At 42.8% G+C, this 18,037-nt stretch carries 17 protein-coding genes; 8 read left to right on the top strand and 9 right to left on the bottom strand.

The window, feature by feature from the left end:
* Positions 1–78: 78 nt before the first annotated feature.
* Positions 79–705, bottom strand: coding sequence for a uracil phosphoribosyltransferase (upp, locus tag L1D21_RS08835; protein WP_239844862.1), 627 nt, complete (start codon positions 703–705; stop codon positions 79–81).
* A 213-nt stretch (positions 706–918) separates the two neighbouring features.
* Here upp and purM point away from each other — a divergent pair, with 213 nt between their 5' ends.
* The 5 genes from purM to asnB all read left to right on the top strand — a co-directional run bounded on the left by purM (position 919) and on the right by asnB (position 7,354).
* A complete protein-coding gene (gene purM / locus L1D21_RS08840) occupies positions 919–1,956 on the top strand; it encodes a phosphoribosylformylglycinamidine cyclo-ligase (RefSeq protein ID WP_239844863.1) in 1,038 nt (345 codons plus the stop codon).
* On the top strand, positions 1,956–2,600 hold the full coding sequence (purN, locus tag L1D21_RS08845) for a phosphoribosylglycinamide formyltransferase (RefSeq protein ID WP_239844864.1): 645 nt from the start codon (positions 1,956–1,958) through the stop codon (positions 2,598–2,600). Before purM ends, purN begins: the two co-directional genes overlap by 1 nt.
* Before the next feature lie 168 nt (positions 2,601–2,768).
* Positions 2,769–3,515, top strand: coding sequence for an HAD-IIA family hydrolase (locus tag L1D21_RS08850; protein WP_239844865.1), 747 nt, complete (start codon positions 2,769–2,771; stop codon positions 3,513–3,515).
* 161 nt (positions 3,516–3,676) lie between these two features.
* The gene (locus L1D21_RS08855; protein ID WP_239844866.1) at positions 3,677–5,326 is read left to right on the top strand and encodes a M28 family metallopeptidase; all 1,650 of its coding nucleotides are present in this window, start codon (positions 3,677–3,679) and stop codon (positions 5,324–5,326) included.
* A 363-nt stretch (positions 5,327–5,689) separates the two neighbouring features.
* Complete coding sequence (gene asnB / locus L1D21_RS08860) at positions 5,690–7,354, top strand: asparagine synthase B (protein WP_239844867.1); 1,665 nt, start codon at positions 5,690–5,692, stop codon at positions 7,352–7,354.
* A gap of 430 nt (positions 7,355–7,784) precedes the next feature.
* Here asnB and L1D21_RS08865 read toward each other — a convergent pair whose 3' ends face one another.
* From L1D21_RS08865 to L1D21_RS08900, 8 genes are all read right to left on the bottom strand, one after another.
* On the bottom strand, positions 7,785–8,093 hold the full coding sequence (locus L1D21_RS08865; RefSeq protein WP_239844868.1) for a hypothetical protein: 309 nt from the start codon (positions 8,091–8,093) through the stop codon (positions 7,785–7,787).
* A gap of 123 nt (positions 8,094–8,216) precedes the next feature.
* The gene (locus L1D21_RS08870) at positions 8,217–8,474 is read right to left on the bottom strand and encodes a cytoplasmic protein (protein ID WP_239844869.1); all 258 of its coding nucleotides are present in this window, start codon (positions 8,472–8,474) and stop codon (positions 8,217–8,219) included.
* 86 nt (positions 8,475–8,560) lie between these two features.
* Positions 8,561–9,322: a hypothetical protein gene (locus L1D21_RS08875; protein ID WP_239844870.1), complete on the bottom strand. Its 762-nt coding sequence runs from the start codon at positions 9,320–9,322 to the stop codon at positions 8,561–8,563.
* A 1,010-nt stretch (positions 9,323–10,332) separates the two neighbouring features.
* Positions 10,333–10,677: a 5-carboxymethyl-2-hydroxymuconate Delta-isomerase gene (locus L1D21_RS08880; RefSeq protein ID WP_239844871.1), complete on the bottom strand. Its 345-nt coding sequence runs from the start codon at positions 10,675–10,677 to the stop codon at positions 10,333–10,335.
* A gap of 34 nt (positions 10,678–10,711) precedes the next feature.
* Positions 10,712–11,074, bottom strand: a complete 363-nt coding sequence (locus L1D21_RS08885) for a VOC family protein (RefSeq protein ID WP_239844872.1) — start codon at positions 11,072–11,074, stop codon at positions 10,712–10,714.
* Positions 11,075–11,134: 60 nt separating this feature from the next.
* On the bottom strand, positions 11,135–11,839 hold the full coding sequence (locus L1D21_RS08890; protein WP_239844873.1) for a DUF445 domain-containing protein: 705 nt from the start codon (positions 11,837–11,839) through the stop codon (positions 11,135–11,137).
* A gap of 109 nt (positions 11,840–11,948) precedes the next feature.
* Complete coding sequence (locus L1D21_RS08895; protein WP_239844874.1) at positions 11,949–12,332, bottom strand: GNAT family N-acetyltransferase; 384 nt, start codon at positions 12,330–12,332, stop codon at positions 11,949–11,951.
* Between the two features lie 150 nt (positions 12,333–12,482).
* On the bottom strand, positions 12,483–13,481 hold the full coding sequence (locus L1D21_RS08900) for a 2Fe-2S iron-sulfur cluster-binding protein (protein WP_239844875.1): 999 nt from the start codon (positions 13,479–13,481) through the stop codon (positions 12,483–12,485).
* Between the two features lie 175 nt (positions 13,482–13,656).
* Between L1D21_RS08900 and L1D21_RS08905 the strand changes: the two genes are divergently transcribed.
* The 3 genes from L1D21_RS08905 to L1D21_RS08915 all read left to right on the top strand — a co-directional run bounded on the left by L1D21_RS08905 (position 13,657) and on the right by L1D21_RS08915 (position 17,995).
* A complete protein-coding gene (locus L1D21_RS08905) occupies positions 13,657–16,824 on the top strand; it encodes a DUF748 domain-containing protein (protein WP_239844876.1) in 3,168 nt (1,055 codons plus the stop codon).
* A 196-nt stretch (positions 16,825–17,020) separates the two neighbouring features.
* Positions 17,021–17,377 carry a glutathione S-transferase N-terminal domain-containing protein gene (locus tag L1D21_RS08910; RefSeq protein ID WP_239844877.1) on the top strand — a complete coding sequence of 119 codons (357 nt, stop codon included), beginning with the start codon at positions 17,021–17,023 and terminating at the stop codon, positions 17,375–17,377.
* Between the two features lie 174 nt (positions 17,378–17,551).
* Positions 17,552–17,995 carry a hypothetical protein gene (locus L1D21_RS08915; protein WP_239844878.1) on the top strand — a complete coding sequence of 148 codons (444 nt, stop codon included), beginning with the start codon at positions 17,552–17,554 and terminating at the stop codon, positions 17,993–17,995.
* Positions 17,996–18,037 lie beyond the last annotated feature (42 nt).

Consider the following 18,037-nt stretch of genomic DNA (forward strand, 5'->3'; position numbering starts at 1 on the left):
CCATAACAAGCTATTTATTGGCGAATACAAGACATTAAAAAGGAGCCTTTAGGCTCCTTTTTAATGTGCTAAATCAACTTATTTAGTACCGAAAATCTTATCACCGGCATCCCCTAAACCAGGCAAGATATAACCTTGTTCGTTCAGGCAGTCATCCACAGATGCCGTGTACAGCTCGATATCTGGATGGGCTTTTTCCAGCGCTTGTAATCCTTCTGGGGCAGCGACAAGCACTAACGCCTTGATTGCGGTACAACCACGCTCTTTAAGTAAGTCGATAGTAGAAATCATCGAACCACCGGTTGCCAACATAGGGTCTACAACAAGTGCAATACGCTCTTCCATGTTGCTGGCTAATTTTTCAAAATATGGCACAGGCTCTAAGGTTTCTTCGTCGCGATAAATCCCCACAACAGAGATACGTGCACTAGGTATGTGCTCTAACACACCGTCCATCATGCCAAGACCGGCACGTAGAATCGGGACGACTGTGACTTTTTTACCTTTAATTTGTTCTACTTCTACAGGGCCATTCCAGCCTTCAATGGTCACTTTCTCAGTTGCGAAGTCTGCGGTCGCTTCATAAGTCAGCAAGCTACCCACTTCTGCGGCTAATTCACGAAAACGCTTAGTACTAATATCACCTTCACGCATTAATCCAATTTTATGTCGTACTAAAGGATGCTTAACTTCAACTACTTTCATCGTTTTCTCCTGATACTCTTGCAGTATTTTTTTAGCAAATTGCTAGGATTTTAGTTGATTAGTTTAATATCGAAAACATAAAGTTTTACGGATACGGCAAATCGTGAGCTAAGTCCATCTGAATATTCCAAAACATTACTTTCGAGGGCTGTCACAAGCTGATAGAATAGCGCCGCATAAAATCCAATAACGATGTACCCGAGAGGATCCTCCGTGAGCACTCCTACCCAGCTAAGCTATAAAGACGCAGGTGTTGATATCGACGCAGGTAATGCGCTTGTAGACAATATCAAATCTGCAGTAAAACGTACCCACCGCCCAGAAGTTATGGGTAACCTAGGTGGCTTTGGTGCCCTTTGTGAGCTACCAACTAAGTACAAACATCCAGTTCTTGTTTCTGGCACCGACGGTGTTGGCACCAAGCTTAGACTGGCTATCGACTATAAAAAACACGACAGTGTCGGTGTAGACCTAGTTGCTATGTGCGTTAACGATCTCATCGTTGCCGGCGCAGAGCCTCTGTTCTTCCTCGATTACTATGCAACAGGCAAGCTAGATGTTGAAACTGCAACATCAGTTGTCAACGGTATTGCAGAAGGCTGTGCTCAGTCTGGTTGTGCATTGATCGGTGGCGAAACGGCTGAAATGCCTGGCATGTATGAAGGTGAAGATTACGATCTTGCCGGTTTTTGTGTCGGCGTAGTTGAGAAAGAAGACGTGTTAGACGGCAGCAAAGTAGTTGCTGGTGATGCGCTTATTGCATTAGGTTCAAGTGGTCCTCACTCAAATGGTTATTCACTTATCCGTAAAGTGCTTGAAGTGAGCCAAGCCGATCCGCAGCAGGATCTTGAAGGCAAGCCACTAATCGACCACCTACTCGAACCCACTAAAATTTATGTGAAGCCACTACTTAAATTGCTTGAGCAAAGTGATGTTCATGCTATGGCACACATCACAGGTGGTGGATTCTGGGAAAACATCCCACGCGTACTACCTGAAACGGCTAAAGCCGTTGTTCAAGGTGATTCTTGGCAGTGGCCAACCGTATTTAACTGGTTAATGGAAAACGGCAACATAGCTGAATTTGAGATGTACCGTACCTTTAACTGTGGTGTAGGTATGATCATCGCGCTACCTCAAGATAAAGTTGAAAGCGCGTTAGCTCTACTTAAAGCTGAAGGTGAAAACGCTTGGCTTATCGGTAACATCGCTGCACGCGATGGCGACGAAGAGCAAGTGGAGATCATCTAATGCCAAAGTGCTGTCGCATTGTTGTATTAATTTCAGGTAATGGCGGCAATCTGCAAGCCATTATCGATGGCTGTGATGATAACCTGCAAGCCGAAGTCGTTGGGGTGATAAGCAATAAGCCCGACGCTTATGGTCTGGTACGCGCTCATCATAGTGAAATTGATACCAGTTGCGTTATAGCCCACCAAGGTGAAGTTCGCGCCGAATACGATGCTCGCCTACAAGTCGCTATCGAAAAATATCAACCCGATCTTATCGTGCTAGCTGGCTTTATGCGGATATTAACCGATGAGTTTGTCGAGCAATATCAAGGACGAATGCTTAATATTCATCCTTCATTGCTACCCAAATATACTGGGTTGCATACTCATCAACGTGCCATTGATGCAGGTGACAGCGAGCATGGTGCCTCGGTACACTTTGTCACACCAGAGCTTGATGCCGGTCCGGTGATTTTACAAGCTAAAGTGCCTGTCTATCCTGAAGATGACGCGACACTATTAGCCGAGCGTGTTCATGAACAAGAACATGCTATCTATCCGTTAGTCGTTAAATGGTTTAGCCAAGGTCGACTACGCATGACTGATGGCATAGCTTATCTTGATGATAAGCCACTGGATATCATGGGATACGCCGCAGATTAATCGCTTATTGTGATAGTTAAAAAAGAGACCTTAAGGTCTCTTTTTTATTTTAAGTGACTGCAACTCAAATATTTAACCGAATAGCATTGTTTTTAAAACACAATTAGTTTTATATGAATGTAGGTAATACCAAGCGGTATAAGTTCTGTTAGCTATATGAGACTCAATATGAAGAATGTAATTTGTGATATTGATGGTGTTCTACTGCATGACAATAAGTTAATCCCCGGCTCCGACGCTTTTATTCATCGTATCCTTGAACAAGGTAATCCGTTAGTGATCCTCACTAACTATCCAGTTCAAACGGGTAAAGATTTACAAAATCGACTCGGCGCTGCGGGAATCAAAGTACCAGAAGAGTGTTTTTACACCTCTGCTATGGCGACAGCTGATTTTCTCAAGCATCAAAAGGGTGATAAAGCCTTTGTCATTGGTGAAGGTGCCCTCACCCATGAGCTTTATAAAGCAGGCTTCACGATAACCGACATCAATCCAGATTTTGTCATCGTGGGTGAAACTCGCTCCTATAACTGGGATATGATCCATAAAGCCGCCCAGTTTGTTGCCGCAGGTGCCCGCTTCATCGCAACAAACCCCGACTCTCATGGCCCAGCTCACAGCCCTGCTTGTGGGGCGTTATGCGCACCAATCGAGCGAATTTCAGGTCGTAAGCCCTTTTACGTTGGTAAGCCTAGCTCTTGGATCATCCGTAGCGCACTGAACCACATCAACGGACACTCAGAAAACACCGTGATAATCGGCGACAATATGCGAACCGATATTCTGGCAGGTTTTCAGGCGGGCCTTGAAACCATTCTGGTCACCAGTGGGGTAAGCCAGCTGAACGATATCGATAAAGAACCCTTTAGACCCAATCATATCTTCGACTGTGCCGGAAGCATCGACGTTATTTAGACGGTTAACAATCTAGTAATAAAGCGTAACATTTTAATAAGGCCGTAAGCTTGATTAAGTTTGCGGCCTTATTCATGATAACTCGTTGAAGATAAATGACGATTTTTAACCTGTTAATTTATCGAACAAAATAACAATAAATAACCGACATAGGATTTTCCATGCGATTACTTGTATCCGCATGTGCGCTAACGGTTCTCAGCGCATGCAGTCAATACTCTACAGCACCACAATCGAGTCTCACCGCACCAGAATTTAATGAAGCTCGCTTTCGTCAAGATATTCAAACTTTGTCATCAGATAAGTTTGAAGGACGTGCTCCTACCACACATGGCGAAACCCTGACCCTAGATTACCTCAGCAAAGCCTTTGCTGCAGCAGGGCTTGAAGGCGCCAATGGCGGCAGTTATTTACAAGCAGTACCTATGGTGAGCTACACTGCCAGCGAGCAGCAACAAATTAGTCTGGGTGGCATTCCAATGACATATCGTAAAGATATCGTCATGGGTAGCCGTCATGACACCAAGCAAGTTGATATCAAAAACGCTCCGCTGGTTTTCGTCGGCTACGGTATCAATGCGCCAGAATACAGCTGGAATGATTACCAAGGTGTCGACATGAAAGGCAAAATCGCGGTGATCTTAGTCAATGATCCCGGCTTTGCCCTGCCAGATTCAGGTAAATTCGATGGTAAAGCCATGACCTATTATGGTCGCTGGACATACAAGTATGAAGAAGCCAGTCGTCAAGGTGCTCTCGGAGCGATCATTATTCATGATACCAAACCAGCCGCTTACCCTTGGTCAGTGGTCGAAAATAGCTGGACGGGAGCTCAACAAGACTTAGTGCTCGACAAAAAGACTCAAGATAGTCGCGTACAAGTTGAAGGTTGGATCACTAAAGACAAAGCCAATGCACTATTTGAAAAAGCCGGCTTATCTTTAGCGACCTTAACCGATCGAGCTGCCAGTAGCCCAGTTCATGTCGCTCTTGAGCAAGAGGCCAATATCGCCTTTGCCAATAAGGCTGAATATGCCAATAGCTACAATGTGGTAGCCACCTTACCCGGTACAAGTGCCAACGATGAACACATTCTCTTCACTGCACACTGGGATCATATCGGCATAGACCCCTCTAGAGAAGGCGATCAAATCTATAATGGCGCACTAGATAACGCTTCAGGCACCGCAGGCATCTTAGAGATTGCTCGCCAATTTGCGCTGCAAGCTAAGAATGGCTCGCCATTAAAACGCTCTATCACTTTCGTTGCCACAACAGGTGAAGAACAAGGTTTATTGGGTTCACGCTATTACGCAGCAAACCCAATCTATCCATTGGATAAAACCGTAGCGGTATTTAATTTAGATAGCACTAATATCTATGGTCGTACATCAGATTATACTGTTGTCGGTAAAGGTAAGTCAGAGCTAGAAAACTACCTTGCCAATGCCGTAAAAGCACAAAACCGTGCAGTGGTCGCCGAATCACGACCTGAATCTGGTGGTTTTTTCCGCTCAGATCATTTCAGCTTTGCTAAATTTGGTGTTCCAGCGGTATTTGCCGGTGGCGGCAGCCAACCGGTTGATGAAGCAACCGCAAAATATAAAGCTGATATGAAAGAAAAATTCAAAGGCTGTTACCACAATGTCTGCGATGAATATCGTGCTGATTGGGATCTATCAGGCGCGCTTGAAGACTTAGGCGTGTACTTCCAAGCCGCTAAAGTTCTTGCCAATAGCAATGATTGGCCAGGCTATTATCCAGGTACTGAGTTCCACAGCTTACGTCCAGCAAAAACGGCAGTTAAATAGCAATGACTATTGAGTTTTAAGTTTAAAAGGCTTCTTAATGAAGCCTTTTTTATTGGTATTTCCCAAGTTGAACTGAGTTGTTCCATCTCAAAAAATCACCCTATTTTCCTGTTTGATAAAAAGCAGCAAATAGATTTAGGATTATTAAATCATTGGCCTCATATAGCACACAAAATTAAAGATCCATTAATAAAGCAATGCAAAAAATAGATATTAACCATTACAACCCCACCAATAACAATAAAAACAACAGCAAAAACACCATTCAACCTATGTTTATTCAAAAAATAGACTTGGCAACTGAATAAAATACTGTCAAAGTGATTAGCAACTAAGGTTTATATCGTTTTCGGAGCTTGCAGTATGTGTTCAATTTTCGCCATTTTAGATATTCAGTCTGACGCTACCCCACTACGTCAAGTAGCTCTGGAAATGTCCAAGTTACTGCGCCACCGAGGTCCAGACTGGTCAGGGATCTACAGCAGCGATAAGGCCATTCTCGCCCATGAACGTTTGGCAATTGTCGATATCGAACATGGTGCGCAGCCGCTACTTTCGCAAGATGAATCATTAGTTCTTGCCGTTAACGGTGAGATCTATAACCACAAAGAATTGAAAGCCCAACTGGGTGATAAGTACAGCTATCAAACCAACTCAGATTGCGAAGTGATATTGGCGCTTTATCAAGAGTATGGCTGTGACTTCCTCGATAAACTCAACGGTATTTTTGCTTTCGTGTTGTATGACAAAGCGCAAGACAAATACATTATTGGCCGCGATCACATGGGCATAATTCCGCTTTACACAGGTCATGACACCGAAGGCAACTTCTACGTCGCGTCCGAGATGAAAGCTTTAATGCCAGTATGTAAAACCGTTGCTGAATTTAAACCCGGCCATTACCTCACTGATCAGGGATATCAACAATATTACCAACGTGATTGGCAAGAATTCAGTGCCGTTGCAGATAACAAAGCCAGTGTTGATGAACTACGTGAAGCGTTAGAAGCTGCAGTTAAACGCCAACTAATGTCAGACGTACCTTACGGTGTATTACTATCGGGTGGACTCGACTCATCGGTCATCTCGGCAATCACTCAAACCTTTGCTAAGCGCCGTATCGAAGATGATGGTGCTACAGATGCTTGGTGGCCTCAACTGCATTCTTTTGCAGTGGGCTTAGAAGGTGCTCCTGATCTCGCCGCAGCGCAAAAAGTAGCCGATGCTATTGGCACCATACATCATGAAATCACCTTTACCTTCCAAGATGGTTTAGATGCGTTAAAAGATGTGATTTATCACCTTGAAACCTATGATGTGACCACCATTCGTGCTGCAACACCTATGTATTTAATGGCTCGTAAAATCAAGGCAATGGGCATTAAGATGGTGCTATCAGGCGAAGGTGCCGATGAATTATTTGGTGGTTATCTATATTTCCATAAAGCGCCAAACGCACAAGCTTTCCATGAAGAGCTAGTACGTAAACTCGATAAACTACATCTGTTCGATTGCCTGCGCGCTAACAAGGCGATGGCAGCATGGGGATTAGAAGCGAGGGTTCCTTTCCTCGATAAAGAATTTATCGACACTGCGATGCGCATTAACCCTGAAGCCAAGATGTCTAAAGATGGCCGCATTGAAAAACATATTCTGCGTACCGCCTTTGAGCACAAATTACCTAAAGAAGTGGCATGGCGTCAAAAAGAGCAGTTCAGTGATGGCGTAGGTTACTCATGGATTGATGGTCTGAAAGACCACGCAGCGGAACAAGTGGACGATCTACAACTCGCGAACGCTAAATTCCGCTTCCCGTATAACACGCCAGAAACCAAAGAAGCCTACTTCTATCGCTGTTTCTTCGACGAGCTGTTCCCACTCACGTCAGCGGCAGAAACCGTCCCTGGTGGTAAGTCTGTGGCCTGCTCGACTCCAGAAGCTTTAGCATGGGATGCCAGCTTACAAGGGATCATCGACCCATCAGGTAGAGCGGTACAATCAGTACACGATAGCGCTTACCAGTCTTAAAGTAATGCGAATAAAAAGCGCCTGTTTTTAATGTTAAAACAGGCGCTTTCTTGTATTTTAAATCTATAAACCAGCATGATAATTTATTAGCTGTTGGCATTTTGAGCACAATAACAAGGAAACATAATGACGCAAGATGAATGTTTACAATACATGCGCGAAGGTGGCGTGATAGAAGGAAATTCAAAACTACACCACCAGTGATATTAAAGATTATTATGAATCCCTAAACGCTTTTGGACATTTGTGAGTTAGAACTTTAGCTCTATATATGTGAGTTTCAGATTAATATTTCTATGGGCTAACGCCTTAATAAGCCGTGCAAACACGGCGCTTTTTTTGTGTAATACTGAGCGAAGCGAAACACAAAAACAAGCAGAGTGTTTGCATCGGTTTTAATTAATTTTGTTATATGAACGTACTGATATACTTATTTAATTGATTCTGAAAATTTAATTTCTATTGTAGCTTCGTCAAATTTTGCTAGATAATCTTCAATGTGAATACAGTCTGTAAGAATTGTATTCCCATCTTCATCAATCAATTCTAGATTCAAGTTATCCCTGCTTTTATAGTATTCTTCAAAGTGTTCACTTATAAATAACTGAAATACATCTTGTACTTTACCATAATCTTTTTCAGGCAAAAATATACCGTGAGCTATACCCATACTTGAATCAACATTCTCTAAGTTGGTCGATCCAATAATAAGATCTGAAGTTTTGATTTTATATTTCATTTAGTCATATAACGCTTCAATAAGCGGTCAGATTAACGTTGGTTATAATTGTTGTGAGGAACGAACAGCAACCAACGTTTAGCTGTCCGACTTAATTGTTTTTGTTATATTTTAAATCGAATTTTAAAACCAACGCCTTTTCATTGCACGCAAAAATTCTCTTGTAATTGGTATACCTGAATGATCACCTATTACAGAATCGATAGCACAATTTGGACAAAGTGCAGTGTCATTGTCATCAACCCATTCTACAACATCTTTATATTCGAATTCCGCTAAGCAATGGAAACAACCACAAAGATTACTATTCTTTAAATCGTCATGATGATAAATGGATTTCTTACGCGCTAATTTAATTAAATGTCTATATTTAGCATTCATTTTATTGCCTAGAAATATAACGCCAGTAACAGCGGGCCGGCCGTTGGCCGGTCCGGCGAGTGAAACGAGCATCTTGGTTACTCTTGTTATACGTTGAAGTTATCAAGAAACTCCATTACCTTTTGCCCTTTTTCAGCCATGCCTTGCATTGCCCCAAGACGCTTATCAGCACTAGCAACCGCATCCAGTATGGATTTCGTTTTCTGCCACATAGAGGATAACTTACTCAGCTCTTGTGTACCTTGCGCTTCTTTGAAGATAGCTTCATTTGAAATAACTTCTCCATACGCAGACTGCATCACTTCATTAAGTGCTTTGCTTCCGACGACCTTGTAGTCTACGAGCGCATCTTCTATTTTACTTAAGTGTTTGCGGATAATCTTTTGTGTATATTCCGGCAAATTTGATTCTGACAAGCACTCTCTTAGCTCAGAAACGAGCCCATTCAACTCCGTCAATTGCTCTGGTTCAACCAACTCTTCTTCACCGGGCAGTATTTCAGAGCAAAAACCAAGTGCAACGGCAACTTCTGGAGTTATTTTCTGCTTCATTGACTTCCAGCTAGATGATAGATTTTGCACTGCCAAAATAGAGTTGCACTTATTTAAACTCACACTATATAAATTGACACTATAGTTTAGAGCACTCATTTTAACTCTGATTGACTCAACTTCGTCATGAAGGTCTGCCAAACATCTAGATATCGCAAAGCTCTTTTTGTTTTGGTCTTCCTCATTAATACCGAAGACTTCCCCCCACACTTGATGAGTAGGAATATTATCAGGCTTACCCTTTGCTTCATTTATTATTTGTCTAACTCGATATGCCGAGTTTATATTTTTAGGCATGATCTATCCTTAGTTCATCTTTGAGTTATCTCGATGGCACTCACTAGTACGTATAACAGCTTATTAGCGCGACCTTGCAAGGTACGCTACCTTGTAAGGTAGGAGGCCAAGCATGTATAGACACACTAGTAAGACTCAAAAAAATTATCGTAAATCATACAGTAAAGTAAATTCTGCTTCAGAACAATACGAACAAGGTGATGTATCTGTGCAATGTATTCCTGAGCTTCGAAGANAGCATGTATAGACACACTAGTAAGACTCAAAAAAATTATCGTAAATCATACAGTAAAGTAAATTCTGCTTCAGAACAATACGAACAAGGTGATGTATCTGTGCAATGTATTCCTGAGCTTCGAAGAGTGATTGAAATTACAGATTACGATAATGTAGTGCCAACTACGCACACGTTAGAGTTATATAAAACTGGTAAGCCCCCAATTCAATAGACACTGTGCGTCAATACTAAAATTTGGCAAAAAAAGTTAAGAGTATTCGATTGACGGCGTGGCGTGAAACTCATTTTGGGGCAATCCCAAGTTGGCTTTTGAATTAGCGACTCGCATCAGATGAAGTAAAATCGAAGAGATGAAATAACCCTGTGTAAACGCGGTTTTGGCCTGCGAAATCATGGATGATTTCGCAGAGCCCACATGGACGTGCTTGCGGCGTGCCAAAAGCGTGTTTGCACATTCGCTCACCGCAGGTGATAGATTGCCATGAAGGCACACTTTCAAACACCCTTTCTAAAAAGTACTCAGCCAACCGCTACTCAGCAAATATCAAAAAATGCCAAACCTTCATTCCAAGGCTAACTCACTTTGGAGCATAAATGCTTTAGCTTGTCCGCCCCATCCCCCTCTGACATTGCTCAAAAACGATCAAACTTTATTGGAATCGACAAACTATATTGTCTTCCGACAATTTCGACACATACACGAATTTTTATCACTAGCTGAGTTGAGTAAACCAGCTTCAACATCTACTGCAATCGCTTACTTAAATATCGTTTAATTCAGTCGTTTAAAGTAACTGGACTTTGCAATATCTAATACTTCCATGGTGATGCTATTAACGTTCTCAGCTAACTCATTGAGGTGTTGATACACGGTTTGCGTCAGCAGTTGTTTCTGCTCCTCAGAGCGGCCGGGCATAATTTTAAAGGTGATATGAACAAAGCTGCCGTCAGTCAGTAATCCCACCTGATTGTGTTGACTTGGATAACTACGAGTTTTCACCGCCGAAGGTTCAAACAATCCACAAGCGATAGCACCTTGATGTACGGCTTGAACCAAGTCACTCACATCCAGTTTGTCGGTCAAAGCTGCCGAGTATTCGATAATACAGTGAGGCATACAAAAATATCCTTATTGTTATATCTGGTAACGTCTATTCCGACCACACGGCAAACTCATTGCCATTAGGGTCTTTAAAATGAAAACGGCGGCCGCCAGGAAAACTAAAAATTGCTTTAGTGATCACGCCACCTGCGCGCTCAACATCCGCCATGGTTTGCTCAAGTTGCGACGAATAAATCACAATCAATGGCGCACCATTTGCCAAATCAAAACCTTGCTCAGAATGAGTCTCACTGCAATAAAACCCACCCGTGATCCCTGCGTTAGTGAAGCAGGTATAACTGTCACCGTAATCAACAAATTCCCAAGCAAAAACTTGGCTAAAAAAAGCTTTAGTTTGCTTAATTTCTTTAACGGGGATTTCAAGATAATTGATAGTTAAGTGCTTATTCATTCGCTTCTCCATTGCTGTAACGACAGCGACCATTAACCCAATGAAAACATCGTTAATTGATTATGCAATCAACGCAGCAAATAGGCCAATTAAGCCACCAAATACACCGCCCCAAACCACCAGCCAGCCCAAATGTTTCTTAATCATCTGCTGTACTATCTCTTTAACTAATTGAGGCGTTAACTCGGCAAGTCGTTGATGCACTATGCTCTCAACCTGACTTCGTAAGTCGGCCATCACATCAGGCTGTTCAATTTCTTGTTTGATTAACTCATAAAAGTCATCGCTTTGCGTGATCTCAATTAACGAGCTTTTCATTTTTTGAATAAAGGGATCTTTCAATGGAGTAATGGCCTCACTGCCACCAAACATGGCTAGCATACCACCAAACGAAGATTGCTCGACCGTAGTGACCAATGCGTTGAACGCTGGCGTCATATCGACATTTTCAATCACGGGTTGCAGATTAATATGCTTGGCGCCTTCTCCTTGGGCCGAAAGAAATTTATCAATGTTTTCTTCGGTAAAAAACTGCTCCATCATCAAATGCGCAATGCCCGCTTTGAACTCTTCAAAACGTGCAGGCACCACACCACTGCCATATAAACCGGGAACTTTTTCAAACAGCATGTGGATTGCCAGCCAGTTAGTCACTGCGCCAGACAGAGCGAATAAACCAATACTCAGAACTACAGGGGAAGCAAACAGGTAGCCAGCAAGCACCACTAAAGCGGCCAATAGATTCGTTACAACGCTTTTGTTCAACTTATATCTCCACATCTTCAGATAACAAAACCGCGCTATCTTATCACATTGAAAATTGTCGCTCACAGCCTGATAAGCAAGAGACGTAAACTTTCAACGTTGAGCAGAGTTATTCCAGTAAAACAAAACCATGGTCTGATAAATCAGTACGGCGAACCGCAAGGACATTGGTTTCTTTTGCAAGCTGTTTTGCCTTTTCGATAAGACCTGTTGCAACTCCTTGCTTTCGCAGCGACTCGATAACGAAGATGTCATCGAAATACCAAATGGGTTTCAATAAAAGTGAAGAGTAAGAGGGGTAAAGTTGAATAAAACCCACTATTTTTTGCTCAAAAATCGCAACCAAAATCACCGAGTCATTCTCGAGTAATCTCGATTGTATAAAGTCTTCACAAGCCGCAAGTTCAGCGGCTTGCCCTAAGCTTTGTCGGTATTGATTAAACAGCTCAGCCAAGCTTGATTGATCGTCTTCAATCGCAATTCGAATCAACATATTCCATCCTTGAAATCAGTATTTTCATGATTAATCGTCGCAATACCTATAGCGAAGAACGGCATAAACAATTTAGGAGATTGCTATCAATAAGAATAATGGCGCAGAAACTTCATCTTTGTCAATGAGTTAAATTTCAACTTGCTAATATTATCGGCGTGCACGATTACGCAGATCTTTATATTCAAAAGACAAAGTATGTACACGTTCAATTGGGTAACCATTTAAAAATGCCTGCTCACGGCTGTGATTAACCGCCATAGCATCACCGCAAAGAAACAGCTGCTGTTGTCGATCGAAACGATGGGCTTTAACTGCTTGAACGAAGGGATCGGCCATCACCACCCGACTACCTTTCATTACAGAAGGCTTATGGCCGGTAATACAAGCTTGGTAGGTAAACTGGCGATGAATTAAGTTCATTTTGAGCAATTGAGTATGCAGGTAGAGCTCACCTTCATCGCGACCACCAGCATACAGAAACACCTCGCCCTGATGGTTATTTTGCAGCGCATGAGCCACAATGCCGTAGGCCACACCCAATCCACTGCCAAAAGCCACCACAATCAAAGTTTGATCCTGATACTCAGCTTTATAGTAGCTATTACCTAAAGGCCCCTGAACTAAGATTTGCTCGCCCACCCCAGCATGATGATATAACCAGTCACTAAACTGACCGTTATATTTACGCTTAACATGAAATTCGACAATGTCGTCATTAGCAGCATTGATTGGGCAGTAGCTTCGGGTCAAGCCATCGAAACGTCGCAAGTTTAGGTACTGTCCTTGCTCGTAAAATAACTTGTTCTCTAACTTTAATCCGATACTAACCACGGTATCGCTAAGGATCTTTTTATGCTGGATCACTGCGCCGACAAACAGATCTTGGGGCAAGATTGATTTAAATTTTATGTCGGCAGTAGCCTGACATTGGCAAGCACAAACATAGTTACGTTGCTTTAGTCTTGGGGCTAAGCCACGTTGGGAGCCCAGCTTTATCTGCCCTTCGACCTGTTCGAGCAGACAGGTTTTGCATACCCCTTTTTTGCAAGAATAGTTTACCTGTTGGCCATGACGGATCAGCGCATCTAATACGGTTTCGGTAGGCTTAAATTCGACCTCTTGGCCATCGAGGTAAAATACTGTCATATCAATCTGTTTTTCCGTCTAATTTTGAAAATTTCTATTTTAACCATTCAATATCGATTGTAATCGGACTAGAATCATAATTGGCTGGCGTGTTGTACATTTTTCCAGTGTATTTTTTCAGGCTCTAGCCACTAATTCTAGTTCACAGTCCATATTTCTTTTTTAAAAGGTGATTATGTCTTCCGTCCCATCAGTGTTTGCACGTTTAAGACAAAAATACAAACAACTTCCAAAATATCAACGCTATAGTGGAATTTTATTATCTTTATATCTAGTATGGACTCTGATCTTAGGTTTGCTTGTTCCTTACATTATCGTTCAACAAGCACCGAAACAACTCTCCAATTTATTAAATCGTCCTGTCGTATTAAATGATGTCAGCATTAACCCTTTTACCTTAGCGATACAGCTTGACCATTTCGGCATTGCTGAACAAGACAACAGCCCCTTTGTGGGCTTTAAGCAAGTCAGCCTTCAATACCAATTTTGGCACTCCATTTTTAATTGGGGCTTTAGCTTTAGCGATATCAACATTGTCGAGCCATATGCCAAAGTCCGACGCGTGATCAGCGACCAACCATTGCAATTTAACTTCTCTGATATCTTGGCTACATTAGCGGCTAATGCGTCTCAAGAGCCCGAACCAGTAAAAGATAAACCCGCAGTGATCCCTCACTTTATGCTGGCTAATTTTGCTATTGTCGATGCTAATCTCAATCTTGCCGATGAGATCACCCGCAGCGAAGTGACTTATCCCAGAATCAATCTCAATATAAAATATTTTGATTCCCACAATCCATTGGCGATAGACAAGCGTAATCCCACATCGGCGCAAGCGAGTACAGCTGTCGCGAATAACACCGAAACAACGAATGATACCAACCGTTACGATATTGAATTTCATGGTAAACACGGTGGTACTGTGGCGCTAAAAGGCCAAGTGCAATTATTACCTTTTGAAGTACAAGGTGATATTGCACTAAGCAATATCGATTTACCCCAGTTCTGGGGCTTTGTTGCCGAAGATTTCAATGTGGTACTGACTCAAGGCTTGGTCGATTTCTCGACTCGTTATCGCGTAGCTATCGATGACAAAAATTTGCTTGCAAGCACCAGTAACGGCCAATTCGCCTTTAAACAAATCAGTGTTGAACATCTACAGCAGCCCGTATTACAACTAGATCAGTTTGCCCTAAGCGATATTGATTTTAATTTAACCGAAAAACAGCTAGTTATCGGCAGTCTCGACTCTGAAAAGTTACGCCTTAATGCCAATGTCGATAAACAAGGGGTCGACCTAGTTAAATTATTTGCCCCTAAGTCGATGCAAGCAGCGCAAGTCAGTACAGAAACTCAAGCTGACGACGTTAACCAAACCGCAGCGACAACAGAGACGGCTTCTGCCCCTAATACCGAAAGTAACGCCGCAGCGAATACCCAATCTCATGCCGAAAATGACTGGAGCGCGGTACTGGGTGGAATTAACTTAAATGATTATCAACTGGCTTTAAGCGAACAACTTGTTAATGGTAAAAACCAATGGATTATTAGCAATATCGCCCTCTCCACCGGCAGTGTCGATGCCGCATTATCTAAGCCAATTGAATACCAACTTAGTCTCAATATTAATCAACAAGGCAGTTTTAGCAGCCAGGGACAAGTGGATGCCAAAGCCCAGCAAGTACAAGCTCATGTTGAACTCGACAAACTGGATTTAGCTCAATTCCAGCCTTACCTGGCTCCTTATCTCAACATCAAACTTGAGAAAGGCTTATTCAGCACCCAAGGCGAACTGAGTGCCAACGCTCAAGCTGAGGCTAACTATCTGGGCGCGATGCAAGTCGATGATCTGTTAATCAAAGATGAGCTTCATAAAGAGACGCTGGTCAAATGGCAAAACTTCGATATCAATACGTTAGAGTTTGATAAAACCGCCAATAAACTCGCCATCGACCAAGTGACTTTGACTCAACCCTATGGCCGTATTTTAATCGCCGCAGACAGAACCACTAACTTCCAAGAGTTAGTCAAAACGCCGGCACCGTCTACAGAAACTAAGACGACTGAAGCGCAAATCAATGCGGAACCTCCTACCAATAAGCAAATGCAGGAAGCTCAGGCGGAACAAGCAGCTATGGCATTGTCCATCAATAAAGTGATTATCAAAGACGGTGCAACCTTCTTTGCCGATAACTCGCTGACACCTAATTTCGCCAGTGGGATAGAACAACTTGAAGGCACGATTTCTCACCTATCTTCTAGTAGCGACAAAGCCGCTAAAGTCGATATTAAAGGTAAAATTGACCGTTATGCTCCTGTGACCGTAAAAGGCGAAGTGAACCCACTATTGCCCGAGCCTTATTTAGACTTAGCCGTAAGCTTTAAACATGTTGAGCTGACTTCAGTAAACCCCTACTCGGGTACTTATGCCGGTTACTACATCGACAAAGGTTTAATGTCATTAGATCTCACCTACCAACTTGAAAACAATCAACTGGTCGGCGATAACCACTTAGTTATCGATCAATTAGCATTAGGTAAGCAAAGTGAAAGCAGCCTTGCCACCTCTTTGCCTGTGACGCTGGCCATTGCGCTGCTGCAAGATAGAAATGGCGTTATCGACCTGGGAGTACAAGTTTCTGGCGACTTAAATGAACCCGACTTTAGTTTCGGCAGTATCATACTAACCGCCTTTACTAACGTGATCACCAAAGCGGTAACCGCGCCATTTAGCTTAATTGCAGGCCTATTGGGCTCTGATGATGAACTGGATAAAGTGGCCTTTAACCCAGGAAGTCCAATACTCAGTGACGATAGTCAATCACTGCTAGATAAGTTAGCTAAAGGTTTAATCGACAGACCTAAACTCAGCATCAGTGCTCGCGGAGCCGTCAGCCTTGTTGAAGATAGCCAGGCACTCAAGACTAGCCTACTACTACAAAAGTTAGCCAGCACGGCAAAAGTCGATATACCAACCGATCTAACGCCAAGTACATACCCAACATCTGGCCCGCTATCCGATGCGCTAAAGCAGCTATATGATGCTGAGCTAAAACAATCGGCCAATGAGATAAAGGCTCAGATAACCAGCCAGCAAGAACAGCCCTTGGGTGATGAGGAACTTCAAAACCGCTGGCATATCGCAATGTACAATATGTTATTAAACCAGCAAGCTATTGCAGATTCAGCCTTAGGAGCTCTGGCTCAGCAACGCGCGGTGGCGGTGAAAAGTTATCTGATTGAACACGCACAAATTAGCCCCGATAGAGTATTCGTACTCGACAGCCAAGCCGAACTCAATACCAGTGGCAGTCAAGCACTATTAACCTTGAGTGCAGATTAACCTACTGTATTTAGCATCCCACAAGAGAGCGAGTCTTACTCGCTCTCTTGATTAATATCTGCCGTGATTGCAGCTAATTTATACTTGTCTTACTCTGTCGGCTTGCTTTCTCAAAAGTCGCATGCCAATTCAAGGTTTGATCCAAATCACACTTAGGTTAGAATCCAGACCATCAAACACAATGAGGAAGTTGTTCATGTTTATTGTTCGTTGGTTACTTGGCCGTATTATTCTGTTACTTAACGCTATTTTCGCCCCTAAAAAACGTCAGCGTCCAGTCACCGAGCAGGTGAAGGTTGATGAGCAAACCCGCAGTCTGCAGCTTTATCAGTATGCCGCTTGCCCATTCTGCGTTAAGGTGCGCCGCACCATGCGTCGCCAAGGCTTGAACATCAACTTAATCGATGCCAAACAAACCGAGCATCAACAAACTCTCGTAGAGCAAGGTGGCCGAGCCATGGTGCCGTGTTTGCGTATCGAAGAAGATGGCCAAGTGAAATGGATGTACGAATCTTCAGACATTATTAACTACTTGAATCAACGTTTCGCTTAATCTCAAACGTCTTCTCACTTTGCATTCACTGTTGAGGGCGCCTTAGATAAAGGTGCTCTATCTCATCTATCGCTGTCCATCTACAGCGATAGATGATATCCCAAAGCATTTACGGTATGCTTAATCAATAACACTATTCCTGCTTATCCTCTTGCATACAAAGACAATAAAATCATGCATATAAAATTACTCATTAGCTTATGTTTCATTATTGGCCTCGGCGCTTGCTCAGCCCGTAAACTCGATGTAGAAGACTTTGATACCGTGGTGGATGATAAATTTGTCACCGCAATTAAGGGAGATGGCATCAAGCTATTTACCTACAGCATTAAATACGCTGAGCTCCCCACCATGGAGCAGCCTCATCAGCAACGAATTGACGACCTAAAAAGAATGCAGCGGCAAAATGGCGGCAAAAGACGCTCGATGAAGTCAATTGATCTCTCACAATGGACACAGCAGGTTGAACTTGGGTTAAATAAAACCATTGCAATGACGCAATTTTGCCGTGAAGGTTATATTGAATTAAGCCGTATTATCGAAGTGGGTCGCGGTGAGATCCGCGGTGAATGTAACGATGGCGCCAGCGATGATGACATCGCCAAATTTACTCGCTAATCCCATAAAAAAACGGTGGTAAGTCAAAACTTACCACCGTTT

The organism is Shewanella sp. Isolate11 (genome assembly GCF_022398315.1).
Classification (GTDB): Bacteria; Pseudomonadota; Gammaproteobacteria; order Enterobacterales; family Shewanellaceae; genus Shewanella.

Coding starts and splice junctions, on each gene's coding strand:
- upp (WP_239844862.1), bottom strand. CDS start 705: ATGAAAGTAGTTGAAGTTAAGCATCCTTTAGTACGACATAAAATTGGA.
- purN (WP_239844864.1), top strand. CDS start 1,956: ATGCCAAAGTGCTGTCGCATTGTTGTATTAATTTCAGGTAATGGCGGC.
- L1D21_RS08850 (WP_239844865.1), top strand. CDS start 2,769: ATGAAGAATGTAATTTGTGATATTGATGGTGTTCTACTGCATGACAAT.
- L1D21_RS08855 (WP_239844866.1), top strand. CDS start 3,677: ATGCGATTACTTGTATCCGCATGTGCGCTAACGGTTCTCAGCGCATGC.
- asnB (WP_239844867.1), top strand. CDS start 5,690: ATGTGTTCAATTTTCGCCATTTTAGATATTCAGTCTGACGCTACCCCA.
- L1D21_RS08865 (WP_239844868.1), bottom strand. CDS start 8,093: ATGAAATATAAAATCAAAACTTCAGATCTTATTATTGGATCGACCAAC.
- L1D21_RS08870 (WP_239844869.1), bottom strand. CDS start 8,474: ATGAATGCTAAATATAGACATTTAATTAAATTAGCGCGTAAGAAATCC.
- L1D21_RS08875 (WP_239844870.1), bottom strand. CDS start 9,322: ATGCCTAAAAATATAAACTCGGCATATCGAGTTAGACAAATAATAAAT.
- L1D21_RS08880 (WP_239844871.1), bottom strand. CDS start 10,677: ATGCCTCACTGTATTATCGAATACTCGGCAGCTTTGACCGACAAACTG.
- L1D21_RS08885 (WP_239844872.1), bottom strand. CDS start 11,074: ATGAATAAGCACTTAACTATCAATTATCTTGAAATCCCCGTTAAAGAA.
- L1D21_RS08895 (WP_239844874.1), bottom strand. CDS start 12,332: ATGTTGATTCGAATTGCGATTGAAGACGATCAATCAAGCTTGGCTGAG.
- L1D21_RS08900 (WP_239844875.1), bottom strand. CDS start 13,481: ATGACAGTATTTTACCTCGATGGCCAAGAGGTCGAATTTAAGCCTACC.
- L1D21_RS08905 (WP_239844876.1), top strand. CDS start 13,657: ATGTCTTCCGTCCCATCAGTGTTTGCACGTTTAAGACAAAAATACAAA.
- L1D21_RS08910 (WP_239844877.1), top strand. CDS start 17,021: ATGTTTATTGTTCGTTGGTTACTTGGCCGTATTATTCTGTTACTTAAC.
- L1D21_RS08915 (WP_239844878.1), top strand. CDS start 17,552: ATGCATATAAAATTACTCATTAGCTTATGTTTCATTATTGGCCTCGGC.